Here is a 15,123-nt window from a genome sequence, read left to right as displayed (position 1 = left end):
TTCATCCTATGCCGAAGACTTGATCCACACCAGTGGATTCCGGCGAGACGTCCGATGGCGACGTCCCGCCGGAGTCAGGCCGGTTTCAGCCCGCCAGACCCTGCAGAAGGGCCCGTGCCCGGCCGATCTCGTCCATGTTGATCGTATGGCCGGGCTCCGGATAGAGCACCGCCGTCACCGCCGCGCCGCGGGCTTTGTAATGCGCAATTGTCTCGCGCACCCGCACGGCCGGAATGAACGGATCGCGCTCACTGCAGCCGATGAACACCGGCAGGCCATCGAGCCGGCCGGTCTCCTCGCGCCCCTCCACCGACGGCCCGATCAGGCCGCCGCTGAAGCCGAGCACGGCCGCGACCCAGCCCGGATGGCGGGCTGCGAATTCCAGCGACAGGCAGGCACCCTGCGAGAAGCCGGCGATCACCACCTTGTCCGCCCCGATCCCCGCTGCGTCGAGATCGGCGAGGATCGCCGCGATCCGGTCCAGCGCGGCGCTCAGATCCGGCTCGTTCGCGTCGAGCGGCTCCATGAAGGGGCGCGGATACCATGCCCCGCCGCGGGCCTGCGGTGCCAGATAGGCGATGTCGCCGAGACCGATCGCCCCGGCGATGCCCAGAATGTCCGCCGCCGTCGCGCCGCGCCCGTGCAGGCAGACGACGACCCGGCTGGCGCTTTCCAGCGGCGCCCCGGCATGGCCGAGATGATGGCGGGCCAGAAGCGCGTTCGAATCCTCGGGGGTCATGTCCTGTCCTTTCCCTGGCGGTCGAGCGGCTTCAGGCCGGCTTCGATCTGCGCCCGCTTGGGCTCGAGGAACGGCGGCAGCGACAGGCTCTCGCCGAGAGTCTCCATCGGCTCGTCGACAGCAAACCCCGGCCCGTCCGTGGCGATCTCGAAGAGCACCCCGTTCGGCTCGCGGAAATACAGCGAGCGGAAATAGTACCGCTCCACCTCGCCGCTCGACGGCACGCGGAAGCCGCGCACCCGCTCGGTCCAGGCGTGCAGTTCCTCCACGTCGGCCGCGCGGAACGCCACGTGGTGCACGCCGCCCGCACCCTGCCCGGCCGCCGGCAGCGACGGGTCCACCGCCACGTGCAGTTCGGCGGCCGGTCCGCCCTCGCCCATCTCGAACACATGCACGCTGGCGCCGTCCGCTTCATAGGTGCGGACTTCGCGCATGTTCATCAGCTCGGTCAGCACCGGCGCGGTACGGGCGAGGTCGGGCACCGCCATGGTGATAGGCCCAAGGCCGCGGAACTGATGCTTGGCCGGCACGCTGCTCGCGTCCCAGGGATTGGCCTCGCCGGTGCCCCCGTCGTCGATCAGCCGCAGCCGCTGGCCTTCCGGGTCCTCGAAGTCGAGCGAGGCCCGGCCATCCAGCTCCGTGATCGCGCCAGTCGCAACACCGGCCTCCGTCAGCCGCGCATGCCAGTAGTCGAGGCTGGCGCGGCCGGCGATCCGGAGCCCGGTCCGCGAGACCGCATGGTTGCCGCGCGTCTCTCGCTGGGCCGGCCAGTCGAAGAAGGTGATGTCGGTGCCCGGCGTCGCCTTCCCGTCGGCGTAGAACAGGTGATAGGCGCTGGTATCGTCCTGGTTGACCGTCTTCTTGACCAGCCGCAGGCCCAGAACCTCCGTGTAGAAGCGGAGATTGCCGGGCGCATCGGCGGTGATGGCTGTCAGATGATGAATGCCTTTGAGGGCAAGGGTCATTGTATTGCTCCGTTGCAAGAGATCGCTCGGGGCAAGATAAGCGGCCTCGGCAGGACAATTGAAAGGGCGCCGTTCGTGACGAATCGTTTCTCTTTGTTGAACGGCCGTCGTCCGGATGCGAACAGTGCCCTGTCGTCCATCGGGGCTGTTTGCCCCCTTTCCTCTGTTCCCGGAGGCTGCCCATGACCAACACCGACCTCGACCCCATCCTCGACGCCATTGCCGCGCGGCGGGGCACCGATCCCCGTCGCCTCATCGTTGCGCTGGCCGGGGCGCCCGGCTCCGGCAAGAGCACCATGGTCGAGCATCTGCGCGATCGGTTGAACGATGCGTCGCCACCGGCCGCTGGGGCCGGCACCACCACGCCGGGGATCGCCGACATCCTGCCGATGGACGGCTTCCACTATGACGACCTCGTGCTGGACGCGCGCGGCCACCGCCCCCGCAAGGGCGCACCGCACACATTCGACGTCGACGGGCTGACCGTCACCCTCGACCGGCTGAAGGCCGATGACGGCCGCGCCGTCGCCGTGCCGGTCTTCGACCGCGCCATCGAGATCGCCCGCGCCGGCGCCCGCATCATCGCGCCCTCGGCCCGCATCATCCTCGTCGAGGGCAATTACCTCCTTCTCGACGACCCGGCCTGGGCGCCTTTGCGCCAGCGCTTCGACCTGACGGTGATGCTCGCCGTCCCCGAGCCGGTCCTGCGCCGCCGGCTGAAGGATCGCTGGCTCGGCCACGGCCTGACCACCGACGCCCTCGTCACCAAGCTCGACGGCAACGACCTGCCCAATATGCGGCTGGTGCTGGAGCGCAGCGTGCCGGCGGACCTGACCGTGGTGAACGACGGCTGAAGCCGCGCGGGCGACCGGCGCCCTGCCGGCTGCCGCTCACCGCCGGTCAGGCGCAGCGCCACATAGACCCAGCCCGCCAGGGCCCGGCCCCGGCGACGCCCGCCTTCATCAGGCGCTCCGCGAACCGTATTCGCGCCAGAAACAGCTTGCCCGTGACGGCGAGCGCCCAGGCCGCGCCCCGGAGGGCGTAATAGGCCAGATCTCCGGGCCGAACCGCAGCCAGCCAGACGACGGGCCCAGCGTCAGGACCACGAGCACGGCCAGCGATAGCCGGTGATGAAAATGCGGCGAGGCGACGGTGCCTGGCTGCTGCGGACCGGCCATGTCTCACCTTGCGTCAGATATCACGTCAGGCGTCTTCCATCTTAGGTTGAATTGCTGTATATTGCCATCTTGTGTTGATTCCGCCCAATGTAATTCCTGCCCGTTGCAGGCTCGCGTCTGGCGAGCGGCCCCGCAGGGACCGTTCCATCGATGCCGGATACGAAAGCGGCCCCGCCGGGCGAACGGATCGGCGTTCCCCTGCGACATCTCCACGGCGTCCACGACAAGGGAGCAGTGACATGACCGACCTGCAGAAGGGCGAAGACACCGATGTGAAGGCCCTGCAACAGATCTTGACCGACCCGGAAGTCCGCAAGGCCCTGGAGGCCGAGCCCGAAGCCACGATGGAAAGGCTCGGCTTCGATCTCGACGACGAGGCGCGGGCCACCCTGCACGCCAGCGACCAGCCCGAACTCGCCGTGGCCGCCGTCCCCGCGGTTCTGGTGAGGGTCGCCACCAACGGCACCCGGCCGGCCGTCCGCGTCGCGGTCTCCAGCTCGACCTTCGCCGCCACCCGTGGCCGCGCCGCCGAGCTCGATGCCGAGCGCGACCGCAACAGGTAGGACGACCCAGCTATCGCTGCGCCGGCCCCACCCGCCCGCCGCCACGGGCGCCGGCACCTCCCAGACGCGTCGGCGCAGCGACGTAACACGAGCGCGGCCGGGATCGAGCGCGACCGCAGCCATCCTCAACGCACCGCGATCACCGGGACGATGGCTGCGCCGATCTCGGCGACTGCGGCGTTGCGCGTGCTGAAATCTGCCGGCGAGTCGGACAGATAGATCGCCACGAAGATCGGCGCACGCCCCGGCGGGGTGAGCATCGCCACCAGATTGCGCGTATGGGTTTGTCCGCCGCCGGACTTGTCGACGACCTCCCAGTCCTTGGGCGTACTGGCGCGGATCAGCTTGCCGGTCACGCCGCCATGGCGCATCCATTCGCGCAGTTGCTGGCGCGATGCCGGGCGCAATCCGTCCCCGACCAGCATGGTCTCCCAGCTCGTCGCCATTGCCTTCGGGCTGGTCGTGTCGCGCGGATCGCCGGGGGCGAAAATGTTGAGATCGGGCTCGGTCCGGTCGAGCCGGGTCACCGCGTCGCCGATGCCGCGCAGGAAGGCGGTCACCGCCTGCGGACCGCCGAGGCGGTCGAGAAGCAGGTTCGCGGCGGTATTGTCGCTCATGTCCGCCGTCGCCAGGCAGAGTTCGCCGATCGTCATCGTGCTGCCCTGCCGCGTCTCGGTCACCGGCGCATAGCTGAGGATATCCTCCGCCCGGATCTTCACCGGCTCGTCGAGCGCCAGCGCTCCCTGTTCGGCCTGCTCCAGCACCGCCCCGCACAAAACCGACTTGAAGGTGCTGGCCATCAGGAACCGCTCGTCTTCGCGGTGCCCCCACTGCCAGTCACTGCCGCTGTCGCGGATGAAGATGCCGATGCGGGCATCCAGCCGCTCCTCCAGCCCCTGCACCGTGTCCGCAAGGCGCGCCGTGGCGTCCTCGGCTCGGACCGCAGGTCCCGCGCACAGCGCGACCATGACCACCGCAGCCGACAGGACCGATCGACGTGATACCGTCCGGCAAAAACTCTTCATCTTCATCCCCACGCAATACTCGGTTGCCTCTGCAACCGTTGGACAGGGGCGATCAACGGCCGGCTTGTGTCGAAATGGAGGCGGAACGCTGCGCGCGTGAGCGCCATCCACAGGCCGATGGGTGACCCTAGAACTCGATCCCCAGCTGCGCCTTCACGCCCGAGCGGAACGGGTGCTTGATCATTTCCATCTCGGTGACGAGGTCGGCGAAGTCGATCAGCTCGTCCTTGGCGTTGCGGCCGGTGATGACGACATGCTTCATCTCCGGCTTGCCCTTCAGGAATTCGATCACCTCGGCAAGGTCGAGATAGTCGTAGCGCAGGACGATGTTCAACTCGTCGAGCAGCACCAGCTTGTGCTCGTCGTCCATGATCAGCGCCTTGGCCCGCTCCCAGGCGGCCTTCGCCGCCGCGATGTCGCGCTGCCGGTCTTGAGTCTCCCAGGTGAAGCCGTCGCCCATGGCGGTCATCGTCACCTGGTCGGGAAACTTTTCCAGCACCTTGCGCTCGCCGGTCTCCCACTTGCCCTTCACGAACTGCACGACGGCGACCTTCATGCCGTTGCCCAGCGCCCGGAAGACCAGGCCGAAGCCGGCCGTCGACTTGCCCTTGCCCTTGCCCGTATGGACGATGACGAGCCCCTTCTCGATCGTCTTGGTGGCGATGATCTTGTCGCGCGCCGCCTTCTTCTTCTTCATCTTCTCGGCGTGCCGGGCGTCGAGCTCGGCGTCCGACATGCCGTCGGTGATCTTGGGTTTGTCGTTCATGTCAGGCCTCCCCTGCGGTCTGTGTCTGGTCGCCGAAGATCTTGGCGTAGAAGATGCGTTCCTCGCCCTCCGGATAGTCCGGCAGCCGGCCGAAGGGGCGATAGCCCATGGCTTCGTAGAAGCCGGGCGACTGGAACGAATAGGTGTCGACCCAGACGCCGCGCAGCGCCGCGTCGCGCGCGATCGCCTCGGCCCGTTCGACCAGCCGCCGGCCCAGCCCCGCATCGCGATGGCGCTCGGGCACCGCCAGCACCTCGATATGCAGCCAGTTCCAGTAGATCTGGGCGATCAGGCCGCCGTCGATGCCCGCCGCATCGCTCAGCGCCAGCGTCAGGAAGCGCGGCGACATGGCGAAATCGGCACGCGTCGCCAGCTCCGCCAGCGGCGCCACGATGCGGCTGCGCGTCTCGTCGTCGGCCATCTCCACTTGGCGGATGTCCATGCGCGCGCCTCCTGCGGTCCGTCATCCGGCACCCAGCTCCGCCCGTGCGGAGTTCGAGCGCGGTATCCATAGGCCCCGGTCGATCGCCTCGGCAAGCTTGTCGCACATCTCGCGATAGGCGCTCGCATTGTTGTCCAGCATGAAGTCCCGCACGGGCTCGTCCACCACGAAGGCCCGGTACACCGCCTCGAAATGATGGTCGCGCACCGCGCCCGTGGTCGCCGAGAAGGCGAAGAGATAGTCCACCGTTGCGGCGATCTCGAAGGCGCCCTTGTAGCCGTGGCGCATGACGCCGGCGATCCATTTCGGATTGACCACCCTGGCCCGCACCACCCGGCCGATCTCCTCGTCCAGCGTGCGCACCACCGGCCGCTCGGGCCGCGAATGGTCGTTGTGATAGACCACCGGCCGGTCGCCCGAGACCTGCTCGACCGCCGCCGTCATGCCGCCCTCGAACTGGTAGTAATCGTCGGAATCCAGAAGGTCGTGCTCGCGGTTGTCCTGGTTCTGGACGACCGCCTCGATCCCCGACAGCCGCTGCTCGAAGCCGGCCCGGTCCGCCTCGCCCGCGGCATCCGCCCCGTAGGCATAGGAGCCCCAGACGATGTAGCTCTCGGCCAGATCCGCCCGGTCGTCCCAGCCCTTCTCGTCGATCAGCGCCTGCAACCCCGCCCCGTAGGCGCCGGGCTTGGAGCCGAAGATGCGAAAGCCCGACCGCCGCGCAGCCTCGGCCTCGTCGACGCCGTCGGCTACCAGCGCCTGCCGCTGGGCCCGCATCCGCTCCGCGATCGGATTGTCGGCCGCCTCCTCCTCCAGTGCTCCGATGGCCCGGATTGCCCGGTCGAACAGCGCGATCTGGTCGGGGAAGGCATCGCGGAAGAAGCCCGAGATGCGCAGGGTCACGTCGACCCGCGGCCGGCCGAGCTCGGCCAGCGTCACGATGGCGTAGCCGGTGACCCGCCGCGAGGCCCGGTCCCAGACCGGCCGGGCGCCGATCAGCGCCAGCGCCTGGGCAATGTCGTCGCCGCCGGTGCGCATGTTGGAGGTGCCCCAGGCGGTCAGCCCGATCGATCGCGGCCAGTCGCCCTCGTCCTGCAGATGCCGCGTCACCAGAAGCTCCGCCGAACGCCGGCCGAGATCGTAGGCCGCCTCGGTCGGCACGGCGCGGGTGTCGACGGAAAAGAAGTTGCGCCCGGTCGGCAGCACGTCCGGCCGTCCCCGCGTCGGCGCGCCCGACGGTCCCGGCGCAACGAAGCGGCCGGCAAGCCCGGCCAGAAGTCCCGCGATCTCCGCCGGGCCCGATCCCGTCACCGCCGGTGCCAGCCGTGTCTCGACCTCTGTCAGCACCGCCGCCGTTGCGGTCCAGCCGGGCTCGGCCGCCGCCTCGCCGGTGACAAGCCGCGCCGCCAGCCATTCGATCCGCTCCACCGTGTCGCCGGCCGTGCGCCAGGCGTCGGCCGACAGCTGCTGAAGCACGTCGGGCCGCGCCCCGGTCCAGGGTGCCGCCATGTCGCAATCCAGCGGATCAAAGTCCTCCTCCTCGCCGCCATCGCTTCCCAGCAGATCCGCCGCGATCGCCCGGTGCAGCGAGCCGTCGCCCGGCGCACTGCCGCGCGGCAGCCGGGCCAGCGCCACGGTCAGGTCGGTCAGCAGCCGGCCTTCCGGCGCGACGCCGAACACATGCAACCCGTCGCGGATCTGCATCTCCTTCAGGTCGCACAGATAGGCGTCGAGCTTTTCCAGCGCCGTATCCTCGGCCTCGCCTTCCGCGATGCCGGCATCCTGGTCGAGACCGATGTCGCGGACGAGATCGAGGATCTGGCCCTTCAGCAGCTCCAGCCGCCGCGGATCGCTGCCGGCCGCCTCGTAATATTCGTCGACCAGCGCCTCCAGGTCGCGCAGCGGCCCGTAGCTTTCGGCCCGCGTCAGCGGCGGCGTCAGATGGTCGATGATCACCGCGCTCGTGCGGCGCTTGGCCTGCGTGCCCTCGCCCGGATCGTTGACGATGAAGGGATAGAGATGTGGCAGCGGCCCGAACACCGCCTCGGGAAAACAGGCCTCGGATAGGGCCAGCGCCTTGCCCGGCAGCCATTCCAGATTGCCGTGCTTGCCCATGTGGATCACCGCGTCGGCATCGTACTGCGTCCGCAGGAAGGCATAAAGTGCCAGGTAATTGTGCGGCGGCACGAGGTCCGGCGAGTGGTAGGTCTCCTTGGGGTCGATATTGTAGCCCCGCGCCGGCTGGATGCCGACCAGCGTTTCGCCGAACCGCGCCAGCGGCAGGGTAAACGCGTCCCGGTCGGCCAGGAAGAACGGATCGGCCTCCGGCGCGCCCCAGCGCTCCGTCACCGCCGCCCGCACCGCCTCCGGCAAGCCGTCGAAGAACACGCGATAGGTCTCGAGCGCCAGCGTCTCGCGGATTTCCCGCGCCGCCGTCCCGGCATTGGTCGGCCCGGCCATCAGATGATCGATCAGCCGGTTGCCCGTCGCCGGCACATCGGCGACATCGTAGCCGGCCGCTGCCATGGCGCTCAGGGCGGTGATGGTCCCGGCTGGCGTATCCAGACCGACGCCGTTGCCGAGCCGCCCGTCCCGGTTCGGGTAGTTCGCCAGGAGGATCGCCACCCGCCGCGCCTTTGCGGGCTTGGTCCGCAGCCGGCCCCAGCGCGCCGCCAGTTCGGCGACGAAATCCACCCGGTCCGGCAGCGAGCGATGCGCCACGATGTCCGTCTGGGTCAGCGCATCCCAGTCACCCGCCGACTTGAAGGCGATGGCCCGGCCGAGCACGCGTCCATCCACTTCCGGCAGGGCGACATTCATCGCCAGATCGCGCGCCGACAGTCCCTGCGACGACGTCTCCCAGGCCTCGCGCGCGCCGCTCGCCAGCACCGCCTGCAGGACGACGGCCCCGCCTTCCTCCAGCACCGTCGGCACCCGCTCGCCGCCGGGCGACGAGACGGCGAAGCCGGTCAGATTGACCACGACGTCCGGCGCCCGCTCGGCAAACAGCGCCCGCAGGGTCTCGATCGACACCGGGTCCTTGAGGCTGGAGACATAGACCGGCAGGACGTCGAGCCCCTGCCGCGCCATCGCCTTTGCCAGCGCCTCGACGGGCTCGGTCTGGCCGCTCTGCATCAGCGCCCGGTAGAAGACAATCGCCGCCAGCGGCCGCGTGCGCGCCGCCGCCACTGATTCGCGGGGGAAGTCCGGGTGCAGCGCCGGAGCGACTGCCGGCCGCGACGCCTCCGCCTCGACGCCCGCCAGTTCCAGCCTGCCCGCCTTCAGGAGCGGCTGCGCCTCCGGCGGCCAGTCCCCGTTCGACAGGACCGCGCCCAGCGCCTGCAGGAAATTCTCCGCATTCGCCGGCCCGCCCTCGACGAGATAGCGCCACATCCGGTCGCGCTGGCCGGTTTCGAGCGTGTTGTAGCGATCGAGCCCCGGATCGGGCTTGTCGTCGCCCGGCACCACGACCAGATGGCCGCCGGTCGCCTGGGCATTGGCCAGCAGCGCGTCCAACCCGTAGGGCCAGTAGGCCGCGCCGCCGAGAATGCGTACCACCACCAGCTTCGCATGGCGCAGCGTCCGGCCGACATAGGCGTCGACCGACATCGGGTGCTTCAGCCGCAGGAAATTCGCCAGCCGCAGCGACGGGGCAGTTGCGCCCAGCCGTCCGGCGGCACCGGCCAGACCCGCGATCTCCGTGTCGGCGGCCGACAAAACGACGATGTCGGCCGGCGTCTGGCCGAGATCGACCGCCTCGCCGCCATCGTCGATCGTGCCTTTCTGGGCAAGGAGGAGATGCACGAGACTGGGCCCTACTCCGCCGCCGCCTGCGCCGCTCCGTCGGTCAGGGCGCGGATGGTCGCCCGGATCGTCCCGCAGGTCGCCGCGTCCAGCCCGTCATGCAGGCCGATGACGACCAGCCGCGTGGCGCGGCTCTCGCCCTGCTTCCAGGGCCGGTCGAAATAGGTCTCGATGCGCTGGCCGACGGCCTGCACGACCAGCCGCATCGGCTTGCCCGGCACGTCGGCAAAGCCCTTCAGCCGCAGAATGTCGTGGCCGGCGATGACCGCCGACAGCCCCTCCGCGAAGGCCTTCGGATCGGCGACCTGTCCGGCCTCCACGACGAAGCTCTCGAACTCGTCATGGTCGTGATCGTGGCCCTCGCCTTCATGGTGGAGCTCGTGATGCGACTTGCGATCCGCGATCAGATCCTCCGTTCCGGCGGACAGGCCCAGCAGGACGTCGGTCGGCAGCACGCCGCCTTCCGCCGTGACGATCTTCACGGCCTCGGCGCACTGGCTGTCGATCTCGCCGCGCACCCGCTCCAGCGTCGCCGCGTCGACGAGGTCGGCCTTGTTCAGGACGATCAGGTCGGCCGCCCGGATCTGGTCCTCGAACAGCTCTTCCAGCGGATTGTCGTGGTCGAGGCTCTCGTCGGCGGCCCGCGCCGCCGCGACCTTCGCCTCGTCGTCGGCAAAGCGTCCGGCGGCAACGGCCGCGGTGTCGATGACCGTCACCACGCCGTCCACCGTCACCCGCGTCTTGACCTCGGGCCAGTTGAACGCGGCGACCAGCGGCTGCGGCAGCGCCAGCCCCGAGGTCTCGATGACGATGTGATCGGGCAGCCGGTCGCGGGCGAGCAGCTTGGTCATGGTCGGGATGAAGTCGTCGGCGACGGTGCAGCAGATGCAGCCATTGGTCAGCTCGACCACGTCGTCCTCGGTGCAGGTCTCGATGCCGCAACCGGTCAGGATGTCGCCATCGACGCCCAGATCGCCGAACTCGTTGATGATCAGGGCGATCTTCCGGCCGCCGGCATTCTGCAGCATGTTGCGGATCAGCGTCGTCTTGCCGGCGCCGAGAAAGCCGGTGACGACAGTGGCTGGTATCTTCTGCAAGGCTTCAACCTTTCAGGGTGAGCGGCAGGCCGGCGGCGACGAAGATCGCCTCGTCGCATGCGGCCGCGACAAGTTGGTGGAGACGCCCGGCGTGGTCGCGGAAGCGCCGCGCCATGGCGTTTTCGGGGACGATCGACAGGCCGACCTCGTTGGAGACGAAGACGATCAGCCCCGGCGGCCGGCCCTTCAGGCAGGCCACGAGCCGGTCGGCCTCCGCATCGACGTCGCGTTCGGCGAGCATCAGGTTCGACACCCAGAGCGTCAGGCAGTCGACCAGCAGCGCCCGGTCCTGCGCCGCCTCGCCTTCGATGGTCGCGACGAGATCGAGCGGCGCCTCGACGGTGCGCCACGGCGCCGGCCGACGCGCTTTGTGCGCGTCGATCCGGGCGGTCATTTCGGCGTCGAAGGCCTGCCCCGTCGCGATATAGACGGGGACGCGGCCGCTCTCGCCGACGCGGCGCTCGGCGAAGGCGCTCTTGCCCGAGCGCGCGCCGCCGAGAACGAGGACGAGGCGGTCGGTCGCGCCGGCCTCAGCCGGCAAGACCGGCGATCGCCAGCAGCTGCTCGCCGAGGATCATCGCCCCGGCACCGGCGACGACGCCGCCCGACACTCGCAGGCCGAAATTCTCGCGGGCGGCCAGGCCGCTGCCGAGGAGCCGCACGGCGATGAAGCCGGCCGAGACCGCGACGACATACTGGATGGCCGCAAAGCCGATCAGATAGGCGACGACGGCGCCGGATTCCGAACCGACCACCGCTTCGCCATAGGCATAGCCGTGGAACAGGCCGGCGACGGCGAAGAGCGAACCGATCGCGAGCATGCCGTAGGAACGGCCGGACAGGGCGAGGATGCCGATGCCGGCGACCGACAGGGCGACGACGAATTCGGCGGCCGGCAGATCGAAGGCCATCAGATGCAGCAGCGTGCCGGCGACGGTGGCGCCGATGAACAGGAGCGGCGCGGCGAAGCGATGCGCGGTCAGCGCGGCCAGCAGGCCGACACCGATGATGAAGGCCAGGTGGTCGAGCCCGATGACCGGGTGGGCGAGACCCGACAGTAGGCCGTCGGCCATGCTCTGCGGCGCCATGCCACCACCGGGGTGGTGAGCGAAGGCCGCGGTCGGAATCAGGGACAGCAGCGCCGTGACGGCGAAACGATTGCGGAAAGGCATGAAGACAACTCCCGTGTCCTGTTGGAACGGACGCGGATAGTCCTGGAAAACCGGCGTTTCCCCGATACTCCGCGGCACGACGGCCGCCGGATCGAAACACAGGTCCTGAAGGAACATCCCGTCCCGTAGACGTCGCACGTGGATGGCAGGTCTCCTGGCTCGCGGGTCGTCGGTCTTCGCCTGGCCTTCCCGGAGACATCTCCAGTGGCTTTGGCCGGTTCCGCTTGGCCTGACGGCCCGACGCATCCCGGTGGTGAAGACCTCGCCGCTCTACAGTCGCGGGGTCGGCTGCGATATGGGCCCCCTGTTTGGGTCGGCCCGTCGCATTCCCTCTTCGCCCCTGCCGCGTGGCAGCGGGGGAACCATCCTTCGACGGACCCGGCGCAAGCGTCGAATCCGATCACCTCGCAGACTAGCGATCGGCCGGCGCGACGCAAGCCAATTTACCGTAGTGTCTCAGTTTGTATACGCGGCTCAAGCTGCGCCCTTCAACCGGCGCTCGCTTCCGGTATGCTCAGTGGAAAGAAAGGGAGACGTAATGACCCGGGAAGATTTTAGGAAACGGCTAGCAGAGCGAATTCATCATGAGTGCGCTGAAGGCATTCCAAGGAATGACGGCACTAGGGGCCCGGTGATCGACGACATTGACGCCGCGAAAATTGCAAACCTATTTTTCAGCGAGCTTGGCAAGACCAATCTGGCCCTCTGCGAAAATGGGGCGAGTAAAAATGCCGACAGGACCTAGAGGTGCTATGAGGCCTGCCGTTGTGGTCGGCAACGCCGTTCGCCTAATGCAGTTCGCGACGGCTAGTAACCGGAATACCTTACGGTCGAGGACAGTAAGATCAGGCTGTGCAAGAGATGGGGCCAGGGTACTGTCGCTCGCGCAAAGAACATGACTGCCAGAAGTGCATCAGAGCGCGCAAGGACCGCATCGCAGATGATCCCGATATTGCTTCGGTAAACACGTCCTATTTGGAACAGCAGAAGCTCACCATGCGGATACCAACGCACCGGCTAACGCATTCTCCAAGAACTCGAGAACCACATGCAGGTGGCATCACTCTACACCGCTTGGCATAGCTGCAACAGCATTCGCAAGACGCTAAAAATATCGCCAGCGATGGCCGCTCGCATTACCGCAATTCTACGGTCAATGGACGGACCTTGCCGAGACGATGGAGACAGTTGTGCCCAAGCGAGAACGGCGTGGGTCTTACAGGGAGAATGCCCGAGTGCGAAAACCCCGCCAATTGGCGGGGTTTTGCAAATCAGAAACCCGGATCGTTTTCTCTTGTCATCCTTGACCTCCCTCGGTCTATGATCACCGTAGGTTCACGCCTACACATATGCAAACACGTAAATCATTGCCATTGAAAAAAAATTAATGACTCCTGAATACGCGATTCTCATCGTGGCAGCGCTTGCAACGACAGGCTGGCTTTATGCGGCGCGGCGTGCACGTACGCTAGCGAAAAAACAGCATACGATTAATGTAATTCTGCAAACGAATTTTAACGCACGTTTTCTTGAAGCGCGCGCGAAAATCGCGCCTCATCTAAAAGCAGGAAAATGCCCACCCGACATTTTGAATGGGGCAGACGAGGATCTCCGTGCGAATTTTCGCGATATTTTGAATCACTACGAATTTGTTTCCGCGGGACTCCGCAACGGTGACTTTGACGAAAAACTCGTAAAAGACAGCGAGCGCGGAACGTATGTTGCCCTTTACACCTGTTGCGAAGCTTACATATGGCACCTCCGCGATGGGCGGAAACGCATGACGATTTACGAGCATTTAGAGTGGGTTCATCGGCGCTGGCATAAAAAGCCACCGAATGCATTTACTCGGGCTGTCGAGCGGGTTCGCGGTCGTCCGTTCTACGGGAAGCTCGATGCGGAACGCGACTGACCTATAACAGCATCCACTCTCGAACTGAGATACTACAAAATTCGCCACACGGCCGGGATCTGCATGCCGTGCGCGGCGCGAACGCAAAAGGCCCGGCCGCAGTTTCCTGCAGCCGGGCCTCGATGCATGTCAGGCGCTCGGCTCAGCGCGCCGCCGACTGCTCGCAGGCTTCCACATGCTTGGCCAGCGCCTCGTTGGAGAGGATCGCGCTGATCGTGCGGATGTCGCGGTTCTGGAACTTCGGCGTCTTCTGCAGCTCCTTGAGCCGCTCGAGCATGGTCACTCGGCTCATGGTGTTCTCCTTCTTGCCGGTTCCGCGACGGGGATCCCGCCGCGGGTTGGGGCGGGCACCGTCAGGCGGCCCGCACGCTCGCGGTCACGGGAATCTCGATGTCGACCTCGAGGGTCGAGACCTGTTCGCCGCGATCCATCTTCACGATCACCTTCTCGCGGTCGACATGGACATGCCGTGCGATCACCGCGAGAATCTCCTCGCGCAGGAGCCCGACCAGATCGGAATGGCCGACCGTCGCGCGCTCGTGGGCGAGCAGGACCTGCAGGCGCTCGCGCGCCATCGGCGCCGAGCTCTGCTTGCTGAAGAAACTGAAAAGGCTCATGCCGCTCTCCGTCCGAAGATCTTGCCGAACAGGCCGCGCTTCTCCCCCGGGATCACCATGGGAACGGTCTCGCCGGCCAGGCGGCGCGCGGCGTCGGTGTAGGCCAGCGCCGGTGCGCTGCGGGCGTCGCCCAGCGTGACCGGCGTGCCGAGGTTGGACGCGCGCAGCACGTCCATCGATTCGGGAATGATGCCGAGGAGCGGGATCGACAGGATCTCCAGCACGTCCTCGACCTTCAGCATGTCGCCGCGCTCGGCCCGGTTCGGGTCGTAGCGGGTCAGAAGCAGGTGCTTCTCCATCCGCTCGCCGCGCTCGGCCTTGGCGGTCTTGGCGTCCAGGAGACCGATGATCCGGTCCGAATCGCGCACCGAGGAGACTTCCGGGTTGGTCACGACGACCGCGACGTCCGCATGGCGCATCGCCAGGGTCGCGCCGCGCTCGATGCCGGCCGGGCTGTCGCAGATGATCCAGTCGAAGGTCTCGCGCAGCTCGTTCATGACGATCTCGACGCCTTCCGACGTGAGATTGTCCTTGTCGCGGGTCTGCGAGGCCGGCAGCAGGAACAGCGTCTCCAGCCGCTTGTCGCGGATCAGCGCCTGCGGCAGCTTGGCGTCGCCCTGCACCACGTTGATCAGGTCATAGACGACGCGACGTTCCGCACCCATGACCAGATCGAGATTGCGCAGACCGACGTCGAAATCGACCACGACGGTCTTCTCGCCCCGCTGTGCCAGTGCGGCGCCGAGCGCTGCCGTGGAGGTCGTCTTGCCGACGCCTCCCTTGCCCGAGGTCACCACGATTACTTTTGCCATCTCGTTCTCCTGTATGCTGGTCGGCCGCCGG

At 67.4% G+C, this 15,123-nt stretch carries 16 protein-coding genes and 1 riboswitch; of the genes, 4 read left to right on the top strand and 12 right to left on the bottom strand.

What is annotated here, in order from left to right; translation table 11 throughout:
- Positions 1–85: 85 nt before the first annotated feature.
- Both SI859A1_RS05585 and SI859A1_RS05580 read right to left on the bottom strand, forming a co-directional pair.
- Positions 86–739 (bottom strand): alpha/beta hydrolase, encoded by a 654-nt coding sequence (locus tag SI859A1_RS05585; RefSeq protein ID WP_009208871.1) that lies wholly within the window; start codon positions 737–739, stop codon positions 86–88.
- Complete coding sequence (locus SI859A1_RS05580; protein WP_009208870.1) at positions 736–1,704, bottom strand: ring-cleaving dioxygenase; 969 nt, start codon at positions 1,702–1,704, stop codon at positions 736–738. Before SI859A1_RS05580 ends, SI859A1_RS05585 begins: the two co-directional genes overlap by 4 nt.
- Before the next feature lie 182 nt (positions 1,705–1,886).
- Here SI859A1_RS05580 and SI859A1_RS05575 point away from each other — a divergent pair, with 182 nt between their 5' ends.
- Together SI859A1_RS05575 and SI859A1_RS05570 are read left to right on the top strand one after the other, a co-directional pair.
- Positions 1,887–2,558, top strand: a complete 672-nt coding sequence (locus SI859A1_RS05575) for a nucleoside triphosphate hydrolase (RefSeq protein WP_040325368.1) — start codon at positions 1,887–1,889, stop codon at positions 2,556–2,558.
- Between the two features lie 563 nt (positions 2,559–3,121).
- On the top strand, positions 3,122–3,445 hold the full coding sequence (locus SI859A1_RS05570) for a hypothetical protein (RefSeq protein WP_040325367.1): 324 nt from the start codon (positions 3,122–3,124) through the stop codon (positions 3,443–3,445).
- A 125-nt stretch (positions 3,446–3,570) separates the two neighbouring features.
- On the opposite strand, the gene bla is transcribed toward SI859A1_RS05570, so the two are convergent.
- The 7 genes from bla to SI859A1_RS05535 form a co-directional block, all read right to left on the bottom strand.
- Complete coding sequence (gene bla, locus SI859A1_RS05565) at positions 3,571–4,470, bottom strand: class A beta-lactamase (RefSeq protein ID WP_009208867.1); 900 nt, start codon at positions 4,468–4,470, stop codon at positions 3,571–3,573.
- 127 nt (positions 4,471–4,597) lie between these two features.
- Positions 4,598–5,236 (bottom strand): cob(I)yrinic acid a,c-diamide adenosyltransferase, encoded by a 639-nt coding sequence (cobO, locus tag SI859A1_RS05560; protein ID WP_009208866.1) that lies wholly within the window; start codon positions 5,234–5,236, stop codon positions 4,598–4,600.
- Between the two features lies 1 nt (position 5,237).
- Entirely contained in the window at positions 5,238–5,678 is a 441-nt protein-coding gene (locus tag SI859A1_RS05555; RefSeq protein WP_009208865.1) for a GNAT family N-acetyltransferase, read from the bottom strand.
- A 21-nt stretch (positions 5,679–5,699) separates the two neighbouring features.
- The gene (gene cobN / locus SI859A1_RS05550; protein ID WP_009208864.1) at positions 5,700–9,482 is read right to left on the bottom strand and encodes a cobaltochelatase subunit CobN; all 3,783 of its coding nucleotides are present in this window, start codon (positions 9,480–9,482) and stop codon (positions 5,700–5,702) included.
- Positions 9,483–9,493: 11 nt separating this feature from the next.
- Complete coding sequence (gene cobW, locus SI859A1_RS05545; RefSeq protein WP_009208863.1) at positions 9,494–10,579, bottom strand: cobalamin biosynthesis protein CobW; 1,086 nt, start codon at positions 10,577–10,579, stop codon at positions 9,494–9,496.
- Between the two features lie 4 nt (positions 10,580–10,583).
- The gene (cobU, locus tag SI859A1_RS05540; protein ID WP_009208862.1) at positions 10,584–11,120 is read right to left on the bottom strand and encodes a bifunctional adenosylcobinamide kinase/adenosylcobinamide-phosphate guanylyltransferase; all 537 of its coding nucleotides are present in this window, start codon (positions 11,118–11,120) and stop codon (positions 10,584–10,586) included.
- Positions 11,110–11,751 (bottom strand): HupE/UreJ family protein, encoded by a 642-nt coding sequence (locus SI859A1_RS05535; RefSeq protein WP_009208861.1) that lies wholly within the window; start codon positions 11,749–11,751, stop codon positions 11,110–11,112. The genes cobU and SI859A1_RS05535 overlap by 11 nt, the downstream gene beginning before the upstream one ends.
- Positions 11,752–11,878: 127 nt before the next feature.
- A riboswitch (cobalamin riboswitch) is annotated at positions 11,879–12,133 on the bottom strand.
- A 156-nt stretch (positions 12,134–12,289) separates the two neighbouring features.
- On the opposite strand from SI859A1_RS05535, the gene SI859A1_RS21335 reads away from it, so the two are divergent.
- Together SI859A1_RS21335 and SI859A1_RS20765 are read left to right on the top strand one after the other, a co-directional pair.
- Complete coding sequence (locus SI859A1_RS21335; protein ID WP_148233749.1) at positions 12,290–12,496, top strand: hypothetical protein; 207 nt, start codon at positions 12,290–12,292, stop codon at positions 12,494–12,496.
- A gap of 642 nt (positions 12,497–13,138) precedes the next feature.
- Positions 13,139–13,663 (top strand): DUF4760 domain-containing protein, encoded by a 525-nt coding sequence (locus tag SI859A1_RS20765; protein WP_009208859.1) that lies wholly within the window; start codon positions 13,139–13,141, stop codon positions 13,661–13,663.
- A gap of 142 nt (positions 13,664–13,805) precedes the next feature.
- On the opposite strand, the gene SI859A1_RS21830 is transcribed toward SI859A1_RS20765, so the two are convergent.
- From SI859A1_RS21830 to minD, 3 genes are all read right to left on the bottom strand, one after another.
- Positions 13,806–13,955: a hypothetical protein gene (locus SI859A1_RS21830; RefSeq protein WP_169513611.1), complete on the bottom strand. Its 150-nt coding sequence runs from the start codon at positions 13,953–13,955 to the stop codon at positions 13,806–13,808.
- A 61-nt stretch (positions 13,956–14,016) separates the two neighbouring features.
- A complete protein-coding gene (minE, locus tag SI859A1_RS05530; RefSeq protein WP_024348772.1) occupies positions 14,017–14,280 on the bottom strand; it encodes a cell division topological specificity factor MinE in 264 nt (87 codons plus the stop codon).
- A complete protein-coding gene (gene minD, locus SI859A1_RS05525; RefSeq protein ID WP_009208858.1) occupies positions 14,277–15,092 on the bottom strand; it encodes a septum site-determining protein MinD in 816 nt (271 codons plus the stop codon). Before minD ends, minE begins: the two co-directional genes overlap by 4 nt.
- Between the last annotated feature and the right edge of the window lie 31 nt (positions 15,093–15,123).

The organism is Aurantimonas manganoxydans SI85-9A1 (assembly GCF_000153465.1).
GTDB lineage: Bacteria > Pseudomonadota > Alphaproteobacteria > Rhizobiales > Rhizobiaceae > Aurantimonas > Aurantimonas manganoxydans.
This window is presented reverse-complemented; position numbering and strand designations above follow the sequence as displayed.

What these genes read in the sequence shown, in the direction of transcription:
- SI859A1_RS05585 (WP_009208871.1), bottom strand. Translation starts at nt 739, where the DNA reads ATGACCCCCGAGGATTCGAACGCGCTTCTGGCCCGCCATCATCTCGGC.
- SI859A1_RS05580 (WP_009208870.1), bottom strand. Translation starts at nt 1,704, where the DNA reads ATGACCCTTGCCCTCAAAGGCATTCATCATCTGACAGCCATCACCGCC.
- SI859A1_RS05575 (WP_040325368.1), top strand. Translation starts at nt 1,887, where the DNA reads ATGACCAACACCGACCTCGACCCCATCCTCGACGCCATTGCCGCGCGG.
- SI859A1_RS05570 (WP_040325367.1), top strand. Translation starts at nt 3,122, where the DNA reads ATGACCGACCTGCAGAAGGGCGAAGACACCGATGTGAAGGCCCTGCAA.
- bla (WP_009208867.1), bottom strand. Translation starts at nt 4,470, where the DNA reads ATGAAGAGTTTTTGCCGGACGGTATCACGTCGATCGGTCCTGTCGGCT.
- cobO (WP_009208866.1), bottom strand. Translation starts at nt 5,236, where the DNA reads ATGAACGACAAACCCAAGATCACCGACGGCATGTCGGACGCCGAGCTC.
- SI859A1_RS05555 (WP_009208865.1), bottom strand. Translation starts at nt 5,678, where the DNA reads ATGGACATCCGCCAAGTGGAGATGGCCGACGACGAGACGCGCAGCCGC.
- SI859A1_RS05535 (WP_009208861.1), bottom strand. Translation starts at nt 11,751, where the DNA reads ATGCCTTTCCGCAATCGTTTCGCCGTCACGGCGCTGCTGTCCCTGATT.
- SI859A1_RS21335 (WP_148233749.1), top strand. Translation starts at nt 12,290, where the DNA reads ATGACCCGGGAAGATTTTAGGAAACGGCTAGCAGAGCGAATTCATCAT.
- SI859A1_RS20765 (WP_009208859.1), top strand. Translation starts at nt 13,139, where the DNA reads ATGACTCCTGAATACGCGATTCTCATCGTGGCAGCGCTTGCAACGACA.
- SI859A1_RS21830 (WP_169513611.1), bottom strand. Translation starts at nt 13,955, where the DNA reads ATGAGCCGAGTGACCATGCTCGAGCGGCTCAAGGAGCTGCAGAAGACG.
- minE (WP_024348772.1), bottom strand. Translation starts at nt 14,280, where the DNA reads ATGAGCCTTTTCAGTTTCTTCAGCAAGCAGAGCTCGGCGCCGATGGCG.
- minD (WP_009208858.1), bottom strand. Translation starts at nt 15,092, where the DNA reads ATGGCAAAAGTAATCGTGGTGACCTCGGGCAAGGGAGGCGTCGGCAAG.